We start from the raw sequence: 19259 nt of genomic DNA on the forward strand, positions 1-19259 counted from the left end.
CAACGTCGCCCCCGGCTCAATCGTGGTCATACGCGATGAGGAGTGGCTGGTCACCTCAGCCGAGCAGGGAGCCGACGGCTGGCTGGTCCGAGTACGTGGACTCTCCGAGTTGGTGGCTGAGACCACCGCCGCGTTCTACTCCAGCCTCGACACGATCGAAGTGCAGGATCCCAAGAAAGCCAAAGTGGTCCCCGATGGCTCGTCGGGCTACCGCGACTCCCGGCTCTGGCTGGAAGCACTGATCAGGAAGACGCCAGTTCCTTACGGGGACCAAAACCTGACGGTCTCGACCCAGATGCTTGCCGACGCCCTGGCCTACCAGCGGGCTGCGGTGACGAAGGCGCTCGACCCGCGGCACATCCGTCCACGCATCTTGCTCGCCGACGCCGTCGGTCTGGGCAAGACGCTGGAGATCGGCATGATCCTGTCCGAGCTGGTCCGACGTGGCCGCGGTGAACGCATCCTGATCGTCACGCCCAAGCACGTCCTGGAGCAGATGCAGCACGAGCTGTGGTGTCGCTTCGCGCTGCCGTTCGTCCGCCTCGACTCGATCGGCATCCAGAAAGTCCGGCAGAAGCTGCCGGCGACCCGCAACCCGTTCACCTATTTCAAGCGGGCCATCATCTCCATCGACACCCTCAAGAGTCCCCGCTACAAGGCCCACCTGGAACGCCAGCAGTGGGACGCGGTCGTCATCGACGAGTCGCACAATCTCACCAACGCCGGCACCCAGAACAATGAGCTGGCCCGCGTCCTGGCCCCCAACACCGAGGCGCTCATCCTGGCCTCCGCGACCCCGCACAACGGTAAGGAAGAATCCTTCGCCGAACTGCTACGGCTGCTGGACCCAACGGTCGTGCACGCCGACGGCGGCTTCACCAAGCAGGACGTCGAGTCGCTGCTGATCCGTCGGCACCGGCACAGCCCAGACGTCGCCGCCGAGGTCGGTAGCGACTGGGCCGAACGCGCCGAGCCGGTGCACCTGCTGGTCAAACCGTCCGCGGCCGAGGACGCGGTCGCCGCCGAGCTGTCCCAAGCCTGGCTGCACCCCGCGTCCGGCAGCTCTCCCTACTCCGGTGACACCAAGACGCTCTTCCCGTGGACGCTGGCCAAGGCATTCCTGTCGTCGCCGGGAGCGCTGGCAGAGTCGATCAAGCAGCGCCGTGCCAAGCTCGATCAGGGCGATCCCAAGCAGCGGGCCGAACTCAAGGCCCTCAACACTCTCGACGAGCTCAACGACGCAGCGCTGGGCGATCAGGCCGGCAAGTTCGCCGCATTGATCAAGCGCCTCAAGCAGATTGGTGTCGGCAAGGGCTCAGACACGCGCGCAGTGGTGTTCGCCGAACGCATCGCCACGCTGACCTGGCTGCGGAACAACTTGCCCGCGGCACTCGGCCTGAAAGACGAAAACATCGCCATGCTGCACGGCGGGCTCTCCGACGTCGAGCAGCAAGAACTCGTCGACAGCTTCAAGCTGGAAACCTCACCCATCCGCGTGCTGGTGACCGGCGATGTCGCGTCCGAAGGCGTGAACCTGCACGCGCAATGCCACCACCTGATCCATTACGACATCCCGTGGAGCCTCATCCGCATCGAGCAGCGCAATGGCCGCATCGACCGCTATGGACAGCAGCATCCGCCGGTGATTTCCTCATTGATCCTCGAACCGTCCGACCCCGAGTTCTCTGGCGACCTGCGGGTGCTGTCGCGGCTGCTGGAACGGGAAAACCAGGCCCACGAGACGCTCGGCGATGTGGCCTCGCTGATGGGCAAGCACAGCGTCACGGAGGAAGAGAATGTGATCCGCGATGTGCTCGCCAAGGGGGCCGCGCTCGACGACGCGGTTCGTACCGCTGCCGAGGTCGCCGCCGGGGACGACCTGGATGCGTTCTTCGCAGAATTTGATGCGGTCGAGGCGACCGCGGCACCGTTGCCGGCATCTGCACGCCAAAGCCTTTATTCCGATGACCTGACCTTCCTCGACGAGGCGCTGCACGCGGCATTCCACGACAAGCCGCACGCCACACCCGAGCAGGGCGGCATCGGCTGGACGGTCAGCGCGCCGCACGGCATCGCCGAACTGTCCCCGCCGCGCGATCTTCGGCAACGGCTAGCGCAGCTTCCACAGAACTATCTGCAGCACGGCCGGGTACTGGAGCGGCTGAAGCTCGCCACCAACCCGACGGTCGGCACCGCTCAGTTGCGCCTCGCGCGAGAAGGCAAGGGCATCAACAACACCACATGGCCCGAGGCGCACTACCTGGGTCCGCTACACCCCGTACTGGACTGGGCCAGTGACCGCGCGCTGACAGCGCTGGGTCGCAACCAGGTGTTCGCGATCCGGGGCGATGTCGACGCCCCCACCGTGTTGCTCATGGGCACGTTGAGCAACAAACGCGGACAACTGATCTCGCGGGTGTTCTCCACCGCGGTGTTCCCCAACCCGGCCAATCCTGATTTCTGCATGGTCGAAGCCGTTGAGGACACCAGCTTTCTCACCACACAAACCGGCCTCAAACCCGGCGCGTCCAATCCGGGGCCGATCGCCGAAGCCGAGCGCTACCAGGCACTGATCCCGATCGCCGTCGAGAACGCCCGCCGCGAGATGCGCTGGGTGCTCGACGCACAAGAGGCAGCCACCACCGAACGCCTGACCCAGTGGCGCAAGCGGGCGCAGCGCTGGCACGACGATGCCGAACAACTCGAACTCTTCGGGGCGCAGCGGTCAAAGGTAAGCAAGCTCGGGCAGCGCATCAACGACGAGCAGCGCCTGGCCGACCTGCTGGCCCCCACTCAGCAACTGGTCCGCCCACTGCTGGTCATCGTACCCACCGACATCCCCGTCGCCGGAAAGGAACTCTGAGCCATGCCGTCCTACGATTCCATCGTCGTCGGCGAGGACTGGATCAGCGAGCACTACTTCACCACTGACTCCACCAAAGAGTCCTTCCAGGGCAAGGTGATCGAACTCCGCAAGCAGTGGGATGCCGAAGCGGCCGAGGGGCGGGACACGGTACGACGAAGTCTGTTGGCCGCTGCCGGCGAATTGCAGACCCAGTTGTCGACCCTGGCTGAGAACCCGGACGGGGCGCCTGCAACGCACGCGCTGATCCGGACCGTCCTCGGGTTTCCCGAGACGTTGACCGACTACACCGGCGAGCGTGCCGGTACCGAGTTGCGGCTGCCCAACGCCCAACCGGCCGGTGTGACGAGCACGTTGCTGCTGCAGGCCCGCTCGGTCGAATCGGTCGACGACCTGCTCGACCCCGAAACCGGGCTTCTGCTCGACGCGGGGGAGGAGGACGGCAAGCCCATCGACTCGGTGACCAAGGCAGTGTCTTCGGCGTTCCGTGCCGACGAGCCCCCTGCGTTCATCGTGGTGCAGGCCGGTCAATGGGTGCTGCTGGCAGAAGCGCAGCGATGGGCTGAAGGACGGTACCTGGCCGTCGATCTGCTGGTGGTCACCGAACGCCGCGACGATAAACGCGGCGGCGAACTCGACCGGGCCGCCGCGATCCTCGGACGTCAAGCGCTGTTGCCCGACGCGGACGGAAACATCTGGTGGACCGGCGTTCTCGAAGATTCGGTCAAACACACCGTCGGGGTGTCCAAGGATCTGCGTGAAGGCATCCGACTGTCCATCGAGATCATCGCCAACGACGTGGTGCAGCGCCGTGCCGACTGCGGCCTGCCACTGGATGAGATCGACGCCCAACAACTCGCCAAGCACTCGCTGCGCTTCCTGTATCGCATCCTGTTCCTGCTCTACGCCGAAGCATCGCCGGAGATGCGGGTGCTGCCCTCTGGCGCCCCCGAATACGGCGAGGGGTACGGCCTGGACCGGCTGCGTGAGCTGACACTGACCGAGTTGGTGTCGCCCACCGCGAAATCTGGTACGCACCTGTACGAGTCGCTGGCCAAGCTGTTTCATCTTGTCGACGGCGGCCATCACCCGCGTACACCTGTGGCTGGTGATGGAACCGATGATCCGGCCCCCGGTTTGGAGTTCAACGAGCTGCGCGCCGACCTATTCGCACCCGCCGCCACCGAACTCATCGACCAGGTTGGGCTCAGCAACGAGGCAACGCAGCAGGTACTACAACACCTGCTGCTGTCCAAAGAGTCCAAGGGGCGCAAGGGTTCTGGCCGTGGGTTCATCTCGTATGCCGAGCTCGGTATCAACCAGCTCGGCGCGGTGTATGAGGGCCTGATGTCCTACACCGGCTTCTTCGCAGAGGAAGACCTCTACGAGGTCGCCAAGAACGGCGATCCGGAGAAGGGGTCGTGGGTGGTTCCGGTGACCCGCTCCGATCACTTGTCGGAGTCCGATTTCGTGACGGTGGAGGATGAGGCTACCGGCGAGCGTGTCCCGGTGCTCCACACGCAGGGCACCTTCGTGTTCAGGCTCGCTGGCCGAGAGCGCCAGCAGTCGGCCTCGTACTACACCCCCGAGGTGCTGACGAAGTTCGTGGTTTCCCAAGCCCTGGAAGAATTGTTAAACCAGGACGGCCAGCGCACGACACCGGAACAGATTCTCCAGCTGACAATCTGCGAGCCCGCGCTGGGATCCGGTGCGTTCGCGATCGAAGCGGTCCGCCAACTGGCCGCCGAATACCTCAAGCGTCAGCAGGAAGATCGCGGCGAGGTCATTGACGCAGACCGCTACCAGGTCGAGCTGCAGAAGGTGAGGGCGTACCTCGCGCTGCACCAGGTGTATGGCGTGGACCTGAATGCGACGGCGGTGGAGCTGGCCGAGATTTCGCTGTGGCTCGACACCATGGTCGCCGGGCTGCAGGCCCCGTGGTTCGGGCTGCATCTGCGGCGGGGCAACTCGCTGATCGGGGCCCGGCGCGCGGTCTATGCGCTGACGCTGCTGACCAAGAAGGCTTGGCTGAAAACGGTGCCCAAAGATGTGCCTCTCGGAGACGAGATCGGTGCGGGTATTCACCACTTCCTGTTGCCCTCCGAGGGGTGGGGCGCGGTCATCGACACCCCCGAGGCCAAGACCTACGCTCCGGACAAGCGTGAGGAATTGCGGCTGTGGCGCAACGGTATTCGTGCCAACCCGAGCGCGGGGATCAAGAAACGTCTCACCGCCCTGGCCCAGCGCGTAGAAACGTTGTGGGAGCTGACGCTGCGGAGGCTGACCATCGCGGAGTCGGAGATTCGCCGCGACATCGACGTGTGGGGGTTCCGCGCCGATGACCGATCAGGTGCAGCGGTGACCCGTGAGCAGATCGAAGCGGTGCTGCACGATGAAAATGGTGCCTACCGTCGGCTGCGCCGGGTGATGGACGCCTGGTGTGCGCTGTGGTCCTGGCCGCTCACTACCGACATCGAACCACCCGATTGGGAGGAGTGGGTCGGCGGTCTGGAGGCGATTCTGGGTGTGCCGCCGAAGGCCAGCAAGTTGGAGAAGCGCGGGCAAACAAGCTTTTTCGGTGACTTGAGTTGGCAGGACCTCGACCTTGCAGAAGACAATGACCGGACCTTCGCCCAAGCGCTCTCAATCGAGAGGGCACTCGACGGCTTCCCGTGGCTGCGAGTCGTTGCTGGCATCGCCGGAATGCAGGGATTCCTCCACTGGGAGCTGGACTTCGCGCCGGTGTTCACGCGTGGTGGTTTCGACTTACAGGTTGGTAACCCGCCGTGGGTGCGACCCGATTGGGACGAGCCCGGGGTGTTGGCCGAGTTCGATCCGTGGTGGCAATTGGCCGACAAACCCGCCGAGGCAACCAAGCGGAGAAAGCGGGAGGAGGTCCTCGCAATTCCAGACGTGCTCGACGCATTCTTGGACGAGCGGGCCGAGCAGGCGGGGCTGAAGGAGCACCTCGGCTCACGCGTGGACCGACCGGTGCTGGCGGGTTTGCAGCCGGATCTATATCGCTGCTTCATGGAACGTACGTGGCGGTCGATTGCGGAGAAAGGCGTTGTGGGACTGATACACCCGGAGAGCCATTTCACCGAGCTGCGGGCGAAGGGGCTGCGGCGGGAGACGTATGGGCGGTTGCGGAGGCACTGGCAGTTCCGGAATGAACTCAGCCTCTTCGAGGTCGACCATCACAATGTCTTCGGCGTGCACGTCTACGGACATCAAGCCCCAATTCGCTTCCTGCACAGTGCTTCGATCTACCACCCCGATACGGTCAGCCGTTCTTTCGGCCACGACGGTTCCACTGCGGTGCCAGGTGTCAAGGATGAGAACGGCCACTGGGACATCCGCCCCCATGCCGAACGAATCATCGAGGTCACTGAGCCGCAGCTATCCACCTGGGCAGCTCTGATCGATGAACCCGGCACCCCGCCCGCCGAGGCTCGCATGCTGTATCCAGTAAACCGTCCCAGCGCAGACGTTCTCGACAAGATTGCTGCTGCGCGACGCCTGGGAAACATCGACTTCGAATGGACGGCAGGTTGGCATGAGACGGCCGACCGCAAGCTAGGCTTTTTCGAGTCGGCATCCGCGGTTCCGGACCGCTGGGAGGACGTCATCCTGCAGGGGCCGCATCTGACGGTCGCGACGCCCTTGTTCAAACAGCCGAACATTACGATGAAAAACCGTCTCGACACGACGCTCATCGACCACGATCAGATCTCAGACTCGTTTATCCCAAGAACTAGCTACCAGCGTGCAAAGCCCTACCCGGAGTACATGGGTCTGCTGCACGATCAGGTGACAGTTGCGGTCACGCGGCCTGACTGGCCGGTGTGGTCATGATTGCTTCGAATTCGATCGGGGTCAACCGCCCGAGACCCGCCTGGCGCCGGCGACGATGATAGGTCCGTTCGATCCAGGTGACGATCGCGATCCGCAGCTCCTCGCGGGTGTCCCAGCGGCGACGATCGAGCACGTTCTTCTGCAGCAGACTAAAGAAGCTCTCCATGGCCGCGTTGTCGCCGGCTGCGCCGACACGGCCCATCGATCCGACCATCTCGAAGCGGCCCAGAGCATGCACGAATCTCCTTGACCTGAACTGAGATCCGCGATCGGAATGCAGAATGCATCCGGCCACCTCGCCGCGGCGTGCCACCGCGTTGCTCAAGGCCGTGGTCGCTAACCGGGACTTCATTCGGGAGTCGATCGAGTACCCGACGATGCGGTTGGAGTACACGTCCTTGATCGCACACAGATAGAGCTTGCCTTCACCGGTGCGATGCTCGGTGATATCGCTGAGCCACAACTGATTTGGACCGCCAGCGGTGAAGTCACGCTCGACAAGATCATCGTGCACCGGCGGACCGACCTTGCCGTTCTTGCCGCGTTTCTTACCGAACACACTCCACAATCGATTCTGCGAGCAGATCCGCCAGGCGGTGCGCTCAGCCATCGGCTCGCCGACATCGCGGGCCTCTTGGACCAGGTAGCGGTACCCGAACTCCGGGTCGTCCTTGTGGGCGTCGAACAGGGCGTTGGCGCGGTAGGCCTCGATCATCTCGGCGTCGGTGATCGGCTGGGCCAGCCAGCGGTAGTACGGCTGGCGGGCGAGCTTGAGTACCCGGCACGTCACCGCGACGGGGATCCCGTCGGCGGCGAGCTCACTTACGAGCGGGTAGATCCTTTTCCCGGCAGGTTGGCCTGCGACAGATAGGCCGCCGCGCGGCGCAGGACCTCGTTCTCCTGCTCCAACAACCGATTCCGGCGACGCAGCTCCCGTAACTCAGCCGAATCGCCGGTGCTCTTGCCGGGCTTGGCACCTTCATCGATATCGGCTTGGCGCATCCACTTGTGCAGCGTCATCGGGTGCACACCGAAATCAGTGGCGATGTGCTCGATCGTCACGCCGTCGTCGCGGTTGCGGGCCACACGGACGACATCATCGCGGAACTCTCGGGGGTAGGGCCTGGGCACACTGACATCCTTCCAGCTCACCCGTTCCGGGCAAGCCAACTCAGATGTCACCTATTCGTGCAGCAGACCCCATTGCCGCATATCCGAAGTGGCATGGTGAGTCCAGTTCGAGCTACTTCCGGCTGGCGTGGAGGCGAATGGGGGAGCCGGCTAATGTCCGTACTCTGCACTCAGCAATCGTGCCGCCCGGTCCTTGTCACGTGGACCTAGTTCGGAGCGCGGCCCTTGCGTCGACAAGTGACCTTGTAGTTGCCAGCGGTACTTGGTCGTCGATCGTCGCTGACTTCTTTGTAAAGGCGGCGGGAGTCTCAGAACTAAAGTATGGAGTTGTCGCACGCCTTCCGCATGTTCGAAACCACTTCCTCGAAGCTCAACTTTCACTCCGAACGCTCCGCCTGAATTGCCTCGTCCGCCCGTACGCACCACTCTGGGAGGAGCTCTACGACACGGCATGGCAGCAGGATTCGTGGGTACCGCACATTGGCGTGGACTACGCCAGCCGCACACCGCTGGGTGAAGTCGGCCCGAAATGGGAGTGGGCCACGCCGCTGCGCCGCGCTGCGGATCGGCGGCAGGCGTTGGTGGAGATCGACGCGATCGTGGCGATCATGCTCGGCATCACTGCCGAGGAACTGCTCACGATTTACCGCACCCAGTTCCCGGTGTTGCAGAAGTACGAGCGGGACGCGCTCTACGACGCGAACGGCCGACAGCTACCCGGAAAGCTCTTTTCCGACTATCGCAAAAAGAGCGCCCTGAATCCCGAAGACCTCACCATCGACGGCGTCACCTATGTCGAGCCGTTCCTCGGCGTCGAACGGGAGCGCGATATGGAGCTGGCGCACAAGCACTTCAGCGCACTGGTAGAGGTCTAGTTGAGACGGCAAAGGCGATGTTAGGTCGAGAGTTGGGGGAGGCACGTTGAAGGAGATACACGGGGTAGCACGGTCCGTCGCTGAGATCCTCAAGGGCGCCAAGTACTCCATCGACTACTACCAACGCGACTACAAGTGGGAAGAAAAGCAGCTTCGTGAACTCATCGACGATCTGAGCGCCCAGTTCCTCGATGCATACCTGCCGTCGCACCAACGCGAGGAGGTGCAGTCATACCCGTTCTATTTCCTGGGCTCGATCGTGCTCAGCGAGAAAGGCGCGCAACGGTTCATCGTTGACGGGCAACAACGACTGACGACCTTAACGCTATTGCTGACCTGTCTGCGCGAACTGCAGAACGGTCACAACCAGCCAAACATCGACGAACTGATCTTGTCGAATGCGTTTGGCAAGAAGTCGTTCAACCTCGACGTCGAGGATCGCGTTGCCTGTATGACAGCGCTGTACGAGGGACAACCATTCAGCCCGTCTCCCGCGGATAGCGATTCGGTGCGAAACCTCGTCGAGCGTTACGAAGACATCGGCGAGCTGCTGCCACAGGACCTGCAGGGTGCTGCCCTGCCGTACTTCATCGACTGGCTGCAGTACCGCGTCCAGATCATCCAGATCACCGCCTACAGCGACGACGACGCCTACACCATTTTCGAGACGATGAACGACCGTGGGCTGCAACTGCGCCCCGTCGACATGCTCAAGGGCTACCTGCTGGCCGGGATCGACGAGGACGCCCGCCGTGGGCCAGGGGACTTGTGGCGCCACCGTGTGCAGGATCTCGCCGCGGTGGGCAAGGAACTCGACGCCGACTTCTTCAAGGCGTGGCTACGCAGCCAGTACGCCGAGACCATCCGCGAACGGCGCAAGGGTGCGGTCGGTTTGGACTACGACAAAATCGGCACCGAGTTCCACCGATGGCTGCGAAGCAATGCCTCACGTATCGGTCTGGAGAAATCCGACGATTATTCCCGGTTCATCCGCGAGGATTTCGAGTTCTACCGTCGTCATTTCATGACCATCATGGCGGCCACCAAAGCGCCGGCGTTGGTGGCGGGTCTGGAGCGCGTCCGGTACAACGCTGATCACCAGTTCACCTTGCAGGTCCCGATGTTGCTGGCGCCGTTGGTCGTGGGCGAGGACGATGCCGTAGCGGTGCGCAAGATCGGCCTGGTGGCGAATTACGTCGACATCCTGCTGACCTGGCGCATCTGGAACAACCGCGCAATCGACGCCTCCACCCTGCAATATCGGACGTTCCTGGTGACGAAAGCGATTCGCGGCCAGGATGTCTCCAAGATCGGACGCATCTTGTACGACCAGCTCATGCAAGAGGCTGAGCGGATCGGCAGCACGGACCGACTCAGATTGCATCAACAGAATCGCCGCCACCTGCACCGGCTACTCGCCCGGATCACCGACTACGTCGAAGTGGAATCCGGTGGTCACTCGACGTATCTGCAGATGACCAGCGGTTCACCGGTGAAATACGAAGTGGAACACATCTGGGCGAATCACCCCCGCCGCCACTCCGACGAGTTCGAGCACGCAGCCGACTTCGCGGATCATCGCAATCTGATGGGCGACCTCCTGCTGTTGCCGAAGAAGTTCAACGCCAGCTACGGCGACATGACCTTCGAGAAGAAGCTGAAACATTACAACGCCCAGAACCTGCTGGCACGGTCGCTGAATGCTGAGTGCTACAAGAACAATCCGGGCTTCCGACAATTCCTCGATCGCACCGGCCTGCCGTTCACGCCGTACGACGATTTCACCGCACGGGCCGTGCTGGACCGCGGCACGCTCTACGAAAAGGTGGCGCAACAGATTTGGAATCCAGAAGATCTGTTGGTCGACGATTCCCTGATCACAGCCCAATCGACGCCATATAGGAACACCTGATGGGCGCACTGCTTCCCACTATCCAAGCTATGCACCTGCGAGAGGGCCTCACCGACTACCTCGCAACGACATTCGCACTGACCGACCCCGACGCGCAGGCGGTGCTCACCGACTTCATCGGTGATCCCGACAACGGGATGTTCAAGGGACCGTACGTACGGCTGCGGTTGCCGTTCGCCCCGGCCGCCGACGGCTGGCGAGATCATCTGGATTGGTGGCCGGCCGGTTTCACCCCGTACGGGCACCAGGCGCGGGCTTTTGAACGACTCTCTACCCAGCACCAAGATCGGCCGCTGCCAACGCTGGTCACCACCGGCACCGGGTCGGGTAAGACCGAGGCTTTCCTGTATCCGATCCTCGATCACGTGTTGCGCGCCAAGAAGTCCGGTGTCACCGGGATGAAGGCGCTGATCCTCTATCCGATGAACGCGCTCGCCAACGATCAGGCCGAGCGACTGGCCAAGCTGATCTCCGGGGATCCGGCCCTTGGTGCAGTCACTGCGGGTATTTACACCGGTGAGCAGAGCGGCGGTGGGCGCACTCGGGTCTCAGCAGATGGCTTGATCACGGATCGCTCACTCATGCACGACTCACCGCCCGACATCCTGCTCACCAACTACAAGATGCTCGACCACATGCTGTTGCGCCCCGACCGCGCCGATATGTGGCAGTTGTCAGCTGAATCGCTGCAATACCTGGTGCTCGACGAATTCCACACCTACGACGGTGCGCAAGGCACCGACGTCGCGATGCTGCTGCGTCGGCTCGGCCTCACCCTCAAAGCCCACTGGACCACCACGTCACGGGTCACCGACGATGACCGCGTTCGCCCGCTCGGCAAGATGACCCCGGTCGCCACATCAGCGACCCTGGGTTCGCACGCCGCCCCGACCGCCATGCTCGACTTCGCCTACACCGTGTTTGGGGAACCGTTCGGTGCCGACGCGGTCATCGAGGAAACGCGGCTGAGCCCCGGCGAATGGCGCAAAGCCCGGTTGGGCAGCCACGACCACGCCTGGAAGCCGATCGAACCGGCCCTGCCCGACGCGCTCGACCGGATCACCGCCGTCGATCGAGGCGACGGCGACAACCGTGCTATCGCCACTGCGGTATTCGCCGAGCTCTTCGAGACGATGTTCCAATCTGATCGCTTTGCGAAACCCACCCAGTCTGAACTTTTCGAGCAGACCGCCCAATCTGACCTCTTTGAGAAGTCAGGACATACAGGTGATCCCGCCACCGCGTCGGACCTGGACGCCGAGGAAATGCTCGACCAGCTCAAGCGGCACCGCTTCATCCAGGCAGTGCTGGAGAACGCGGTCGACGCAGTGTCGCTGCCCGACCTGGCCGAGCATGTGTTTCCGGCGGTCCCCGTCGATCGCGATGTCACCCGCACCCGCGACACCCGGATCCGCTTCCTGGAGTTCGTCGTTGCGATGCTCTCGCACATCCGGGCCGAGACCGGCCGGGCGGCGCTCGGGGTCGATGTGCACCTGTGGATCCGGGAACTCAGCCGTATCGACCGCGCCGTCCGGGCCGCCACCGAATACCGCTGGTCCGACGACGGCACCTCCGTCGACGACGAGCTGTACCTGCCCGCGGTGTACTGCCGGCACTGCGGACGCTCGGGCTGGGGTGCACGGCTGGCCCCCACCGGCAGCGCGCTCGACGTCACCGACGAGGCGATCCGCGCCGACCACGCCGCCGGTGCCTCTCGGTTCCGCGCGCTCATCTCAGCGCCCGCCGAAGCTCAGGTCGTCGGCGGCGTCGACGGTCTGCGGTGGTTCCACCTCGACCAGCGTGGACTCCTCGACACGACACCGGACCCACAGAGCCCTGCTGTTGTCGACGGCCGGGTACTGCCGGTGCTCACCCTGATCGGACCGGACGCCGACGAGCAATCCAAGAACGACGTCTGCCCCGCCTGCGGGGCCGCTGACGGCATCCGGTTCCTCGGCAGCGCGGTGGCCACCCAGCTGTCGGTGACCCTGTCGAACCTGTTCGGCGACAAGCAGCTCGACGCCGCCGAAAAGAAAGCGTTGATGTTCACCGACAGCGTGCAGGACGCCGCGCACCGCGCCGGCTTCGTGCAGGCACGCTCGCACAGCTTGAGCCTGCGCACGGCGCTGCGCGGAGCGCTTGGCGATGCCGAACTCGACCTTGACGAGCTCGCCCGAGCCGTCATCGACCGTGCCGGAAACGATCCGATGCTGCGCTACCAGCTGCTGCCGCCGGACATCGTTGACCGCGACGAGTTCGTGGCGTTCTGGAAGCCCGACGTGCATCCCAACTCGCGGCGGGCGGCGGAAAACAAGGCCAAGCGCCGGCTGCGGTTCGACGTCGACCTCGAATTCGGTCTGCAGTCCCGCACCGGCCGCACCCTGGAGCTAACCGGCAGCGTCGTCGCCGAGGTCTACCTCGGGGCGGCGCACAAGGCACCGATCATCGGGAGGCGTGCCCTCGACAAGGCCGGCCCCGCCCAGTTTCCGTTGACCGGGGTCTCCGATGCAGCACTGGCCCAGTGGGTGCGGGGTACGGTCGAACGGATCCGTACCCGCGGCGCCATTCACCACGACTGGCTGCGGCCTTACCTGGAGAAGAACGCCAACCGCTACCACGTGTGGGGTGGGCGCCCACGCGGACAGGGCATGCCCGCCTTCCCGAAAGGTCGCCCCGCCCCGGCCTTCCCGGCTCTCAAGTCCGGAACCGGTGCCCTGCCAGAGGGATTCGACCCGATCACGGCCCCGTCTTCCTGGTACGCGCAATGGACGTCGCGATGCCTGGACGTCAGCCCCCACGACGGCACCTTCCTGGCCAAGGCGCTGTTCGCCGACCTCGCCGAGCAGATGCTGCTGTCGACCGCCACCACCGAGACCGGCTCCACCGTCTACGGATTGTCGCCGGCCACCGTCCAGGTCAGCGCTCCTACGCTGGAAGCGCTCGTCGACGCGCGGCACCTGCTGGCCTGTGACATCTGCCACACCCCGGTGCCGGGCAGTGCCACCACCGTCGACGAACTGGACGGGGCACCCTGCACGTTGATCCGCTGCCCCGGACGGCTGCGTCGTAGCGCGAAGACCGACAACTTCTACCGGCGTCTCTACGACTCCACGGAGATGAAACGTGTCGTCGCACGGGAACACACCGGCCTGCTGCCGACCAAGACCCGCCTCGAATATGAGACTGCATTCAAACGCGGCGGCACCGACCCGCAAGCACCCAACGTGCTCGTCGCGACCCCGACCCTGGAGATGGGCATCGACATCGGTGACCTGTCCACCGTCATGCTCGGATCGCTGCCCCGATCGGTGTCGTCCTATCTGCAGCGTGTCGGACGCGCCGGCCGGCTCACCGGAAACTCGTTGGTGCTGGCCTACGTTCGCGGCCGAGGCGAACATCTGCCCAAGCTGTTCGAACCGCTGTCGGTGATCCAGGGGGATGTACGCCCGCCGGCGACGTTCCTCAGCGCCGAGGAAATCCTGCAACGCCAGTACATTGCGCACATCATCGACCAGTTCGCCCGTGACCCGCAGCTGGTGGCGCCCAAGGATGCACGGTCGGTGCTCGGCGACAACGGGGCGGACAGCTGGCTGGCCCGGCTGATGGACACCGCCGCCAACGACGCCGATGCGTTGTTGGACCGCTTCCTGGCCCAGTTCGGGGAGCATCTCAGCCCCGACGCCGTCGACGCCTTGCGGTCTTGGGCGAGCGCACCACCGCAGGGCGGCCCCAGTGGCCTCACTCAGCGCCTGATGGCCGCGGCATATCAATGGCAAGTTGATCTCAAAGAAATCAGCGAACGATTGGCGATCGTCGAGGCGGACCTGCCCGAGTTCGAACGCCGGGCCACCTCCCCGGCCGCGACCGACGATGACCGCCGAGCCGCCAAGATCGCTAGGGGATCACTGAACCTGCTTCGCAAACAGTTCGATAAGCAGACCCGTGACTACTGGATCTCGGTACTCGAGCGCTATGGAGTTCTACCCAACTACACGCTGCTCGACGACGCGGTGACCCTCGATGTCGGTGTCACCTGGATTGATCCGGACAGCAATGACTACATGGGTGAGCAGCTCAGCTATCAGCGCGGTTCCCGGGTTGCGCTCACCGAACTCGCGCCCGGCGCCACCTTCTACGCACAAGGGCTCGCGGTCACCATCGACGCGGTCGACCTGGGTGCCGGTGAATCCAACATCCACGCCTGGCAGGTATGCCCACAATGCGGGTGGGTCCGCAGCAGCGCGTCCGCCACGGGACCCGACCCGGTGCCGAGCTGTCCGCGCTGCCACAGCACGGGCATCGCCGACGTGAGTCAGCACCTGCCGGTCGTCGAGATGACCCGCGTTTCGGCGGAAGTGCGCCGGGATGAGGCCACGATCAACGACCTACGCGACAACCGCGCGCAGGAACCGTTCACCGTGGTGACCGCCGCCGACGTCGACCCCACCCAGGTGGGGCGCACCTGGTTCCGTTCTAGTTCATCGTTCGGTGCGGAATACCTGCGGCGCTTGGATATTCGCTGGATCAACCTGGGCGAACGCACGTCTAAAGGCAAGACTAGGATGATCGCCGGGCAGGAATCGGCCAGCGGCCTGTTCCGGGTCTGCGCGTCCTGTGGGCAACTCGACAAGGAGGCCGGCCGCAACAGTCGATACGAGCACCGCACCTGGTGTCGCCTGCGGGGCTCGGCCGCCGAGGATGTCCGCGACATCGCCCTGGCGCGACGACTGCGCACCCAGGGCGTGCTACTGCACCTGCCGCCGCAGATGGAGTACGACAACTTCGCCCACCCCAGCCTGGCCGCCGCGATCCTGCTCGGCCTGCGTGAGGTGATCGGCGGATCACCCGAACATCTCGACGTCGCCACCATCAGCGACGCACTGTGGGCGCCCGACCGGCGCGCGCTGCTGATCCATGACACGGTTCCGGGTGGGACAGGGTACCTCGCCGAATTCGCCAATCACACCAAGGTTTTCGCGGTGCTGGCCGCCGCCCGGCAGATCCTGCGGGAATGCGCGTGCCGGGACGAGGAGCGGCTAGCCTGCCACCGCTGCCTGTTGCCGTTCGCCGCGCCTTACGAGATGGATAAGGTGTCGCGGCTGACCGCATTGAACCTGCTCGACGGCATCCTGGAGGTCGGCGCCCACGGTACGCCCGACCTGAATGCCTGGACCGCCGAGGTGACCGAGCAGGCACCGCCCAGTACGCCGCTCAGTGACGAGTCGTTCCTGGAGCGCGACTTCTACTGCTCGTTCATCGAGCGGCTCAAGTTGATGGGTGCCGCCGTCGTAGAGAAGCCGGGCACCTACGGTCCGTCGGCCACCATCACGCTGCAGGGCAGCAAGGCACGGAAATGGTCACTGCGACCGCAGGTTTCCCTGGACTTCGTCAAGCCGGACTTTGTATTGCAGACCGCTGACCCGGACATCCCGCGGATCGCGGTCTTCGCCGACGGACGATCCTTCCATGCGGTCGCCGGGTGCAACCGCGTCGCCGAAGACGCCGACAAACGCTCCGCATTGCGGGTCGCGGGCTATCTGGTGTGGGCCTTCGGACATGAGGATCTGCAGCGGTTCAAATCTGGGGAGTCGATCGAGCCGGCTTGGTTCGATCAAAAGGCCACTAGCTTCGTCACCAGCCGGTTCCATGTTCAACCGGGTTTGGTTCGGCTGCAAGCCAAAGACCCGGTATCGCAGCTGCTGGAGTTCGTGGTTGATCCAGATATCAAAGCGTGGGAGCACTTCAGCACTTGGATGCCCTACCTCTTCGTGCGCGGCGACAACAGGGTGAAGTCTGATGTTGACGAGGTCACTGCGGCGGCGTTGGCGACGCTGGACGGATCGACGCCGTTTGAAGCGGCCGGGTCCGACATGTGCTGGGCGTATGCCGCCGGAAGCGTCACCGTCACCGCCAGCGTCCGGACCACGTCCGACCCGCCACAGGCTGTGCTCGCCGTCGATGACCGAGACGAGCGGTTGGAAGACCTGGGCGGGAAGGCGTGGAAGGAATGGCTGCGGCTGTCGAACTGGCTGGGGATCAGCGACCCGGGTCGCGTCACCACCCGCACCCTGTTGGCATCCGCCCCGGTGTCCGGGCCTGCGGAGGCAGGAGAGCCAGATCTGCCTGCGGCATGGCTGCTCCTGTTCGACGAGGCGGTGTCCGACGAAGAACGCGAACTCATCCGGGCCTTGGCTGCCGCAGGTGCTGCGGCACCCGAGCTGGGTTACGAGACTACGAATGGCGATGTGCTGGACATGGCGTGGGCTGGTGGGCGGGTCGCTGTGGTGTTCGATCAGGGTGAGCCCGTGGACGGGTGGACGCTTTGCCCGCCCGATGTCGACGAGATTGTCGAGGCATTGAAATTGAACGGAGTGGTGTAGGTGGCGAATCTGGTTATCGCGTCGAACAGCAAAGGCATGTCCAAGCTGGACGGTTCGGTGAAGAACAAGGTGTACGACTTCTTCGAGAAGCTCGCCGCCGACGACACCCAACCCTCTCTGCACATCGAGCCGCTGCATGTGGCCATCGATCCCCGGGTGCGGACGGGTCGCGTCGACCTGCACTATCGCGCGGTGTTGTTCCGGGTGGACGACAAGTCCAGCGGGCCGACGTACATCTACATGGGTACCTGGGGCCATGATGACGCGATCAAGCTCGCCGAACGGGCGACCCTTCGGGTCAACCCCATCAACGGCACCCTTGAGGGCCTGATCGGAGAGTCCGCGCCCGCGGAGGCCGTGACGGATTCGGCCATCGTGGAACCTATTTCGAAACCTGAGCTGTCCTACCTTGCCGGGGTCGGCTACAAGTTCGCCGACCTCACCGAGGGGTTGGGCATCAACCCCGTGCTGGCGGCCAAGGCGATGGAGGCACCGGATGAGTCGGCGCTGTTGGAAGCTGCGGCCGAGGGGCTCGAATGGGAAGGCAGCGCCCTGCTCGAACTCGCCACCGGTCTTGCGATCGAGACGATCCGGGAGAACCACGGATTCGCCAAAGAGCCGGTGGACAAATCCCTCGACGAGAACCAGCAGATCATCGCTGCGCTGGAACGCCCGGCCTCGAAGATGCAGTTCGCGTTCATCGAAGACAACGAAGAACTGCGTCGAGTCATCGAAGGTGGCGACTTCGCAGCGTGGCGCACCTTCCTGCATCCTGAACAACGCAAGTACGTCGAGTCGGATTTCTCTGGCGCATTCCGTCTTTCAGGTGGCGCCGGTACGGGCAAGACCGTCGTCGCGATCCATCGAGCCCGTCGTCTCGCCCGCGACAACCCCGGCGCCAGGATCGTCCTGACCACTTTCAACGCCACTCTCGCCCAGGGGCTCAAGACTGACCTCAAGGCACTGGACCCCGGTTTGCGAATCGCCGACAAGCCCGGAGATCCCGGCGTGTACGTCGGTGGTATCGATGCGCTCGGCCGAGATGTGCTGCACCGGTCTGGAGACGCTGCCTCAGCGGCTTGCGAGCGAGTGTTCGGTCACGCTACCGAGTTCGGTTCCAAGCGAACGTCATCCGATGCGGTGTGGCGAGAAGTTACGCAGTCCATCGACTCGGGGCTCGACGCGAAACTGGCCACCCCCGCATTTCTGGAGAGCGAGTACGTGTCGGTAGTTCTCGCGAACCGCATCACGACGCTGGAGCAGTACGCCAAGGCCGCGCGTCCCGGTCGGGGAGTGCGTCTCAGCCGTCCGCAGCGCATCGCCGTCTGGAAGCTTGTTGAGGCGTTTCGTCGACAGAGTCAGATGGACGAGACCATCAGCTTCCCGGAAGTTCTCGCCCTCGCCGCCGAGGCGCTGCGAGTTCGCACTGAACGCGACGGCACCTACCTTGCCGACCACGTCATCGTCGACGAAGCACAGGATCTGCACGCCACACATTGGGCGTTGTTGCGGGCATTGGTGGCGGAGGGGCCGAACGATCTGTTCATTGCGGAGGATTCGCACCAGCGGATCTACGGCAGCCCGGTTGTGTTGAGCCGCTTCGGGGTCAAGATCGTGGGTCGGTCCCGCCGGCTGACGTTGAACTATCGGACCACCGCGCAGAACCTCCACTTCGCTGTGAGCGTGCTCTCCGGTGCGGAGTATCGCGATCTCGAACAGGGTGAGGAATCGACCAGTGAGTACCGGTCCGCGCGGAACGGCCCGACGCCGGAGTTGATTTCGTGTTCGGACTTGGCTGTCGAGCTGGAAAAGGTGGCGAGGAAGGTCGAGGCATGGCTGGCGGAGGGCGTGCAGCCCGAGAGTATTGCGGTGCTCGCCCGCAGCCAGGCCGAGCGCGACCGCTTCGTTCGGGGGCTCGGCGAGCGCGGCGTTACAGCGCGTGCTGTCGACAAGAACGCCGCGACACCGGGTCAGCCACTGGTGATGACCATGCACCGGGCCAAGGGGATGGAGTTCTCCCGGGTCGTGCTGGTGGGAGCCGACGAGAAGCACGTGCCGTCACCGGCGACGCTACGTAACGTGCCCGATGAAGAACGCGCAGAAGCGCTACTGCGGGAGCGGTCACTGCTCTATGTCGCCAGCAGTCGCGCGCGGGATGCGCTGGTCGTGACGTGGAGTGGGAAACGGTCTGAGTTGTTGGGCGCGGTCGCAACGGCCGAATGAGTTGATGACAGCGGTGATGT

General features: G+C 64.2%; 7 protein-coding genes. 6 read left to right on the forward strand and 1 reads right to left on the reverse strand.

The genetic code is table 11. The features are described from left to right. Window positions 1-28: 28 nt before the first annotated feature. Complete coding sequence (locus BTO20_RS06785; protein WP_087081719.1) at window positions 29-2863, forward strand: helicase-related protein; 2835 nt, start codon at window positions 29-31, stop codon at window positions 2861-2863. 3 nt (window positions 2864-2866) lie between these two features. Beyond that, window positions 2867-6718, forward strand: coding sequence for a class I SAM-dependent DNA methyltransferase (locus tag BTO20_RS06790; RefSeq protein ID WP_456299082.1), 3852 nt, complete (start codon window positions 2867-2869; stop codon window positions 6716-6718). Here the strand turns inward: BTO20_RS06790 and BTO20_RS06795 are convergent. Further along, a protein-coding gene (locus tag BTO20_RS06795) for an IS3 family transposase (RefSeq protein WP_087081721.1) occupies window positions 6687-7849 on the reverse strand; the annotation gives its coding sequence in 2 pieces (ribosomal slippage) (window positions 6687-7562 and window positions 7565-7849; 1161 coding nt in all). The genes BTO20_RS06790 and BTO20_RS06795 overlap by 32 nt on opposite strands. A gap of 485 nt (window positions 7850-8334) precedes the next feature. Here BTO20_RS06795 and BTO20_RS40280 point away from each other — a divergent pair. The 4 genes from BTO20_RS40280 to BTO20_RS06815 are packed head-to-tail and all read left to right on the forward strand — an operon-like array spanning window position 8335 to window position 19239. Continuing rightward, complete coding sequence (locus BTO20_RS40280; protein WP_087074444.1) at window positions 8335-8724, forward strand: hypothetical protein; 390 nt, start codon at window positions 8335-8337, stop codon at window positions 8722-8724. A 46-nt stretch (window positions 8725-8770) separates the two neighbouring features. Then, a complete protein-coding gene (locus tag BTO20_RS06805; protein WP_087074446.1) occupies window positions 8771-10636 on the forward strand; it encodes a DUF262 domain-containing protein in 1866 nt (621 codons plus the stop codon). Next, window positions 10636-17016, forward strand: a complete 6381-nt coding sequence (locus tag BTO20_RS06810) for a DEAD/DEAH box helicase (protein ID WP_087074448.1) — start codon at window positions 10636-10638, stop codon at window positions 17014-17016. The genes BTO20_RS06805 and BTO20_RS06810 overlap by 1 nt, the downstream gene beginning before the upstream one ends. Then, the gene (locus BTO20_RS06815; protein WP_087074450.1) at window positions 17017-19239 is read left to right on the forward strand and encodes a 3'-5' exonuclease; all 2223 of its coding nucleotides are present in this window, start codon (window positions 17017-17019) and stop codon (window positions 19237-19239) included. Window positions 19240-19259 lie beyond the last annotated feature (20 nt).

The sequence above is a fragment of the Mycobacterium dioxanotrophicus genome, from assembly GCF_002157835.1.
Taxonomy (GTDB): domain Bacteria; phylum Actinomycetota; class Actinomycetes; order Mycobacteriales; family Mycobacteriaceae; genus Mycobacterium; species Mycobacterium dioxanotrophicus.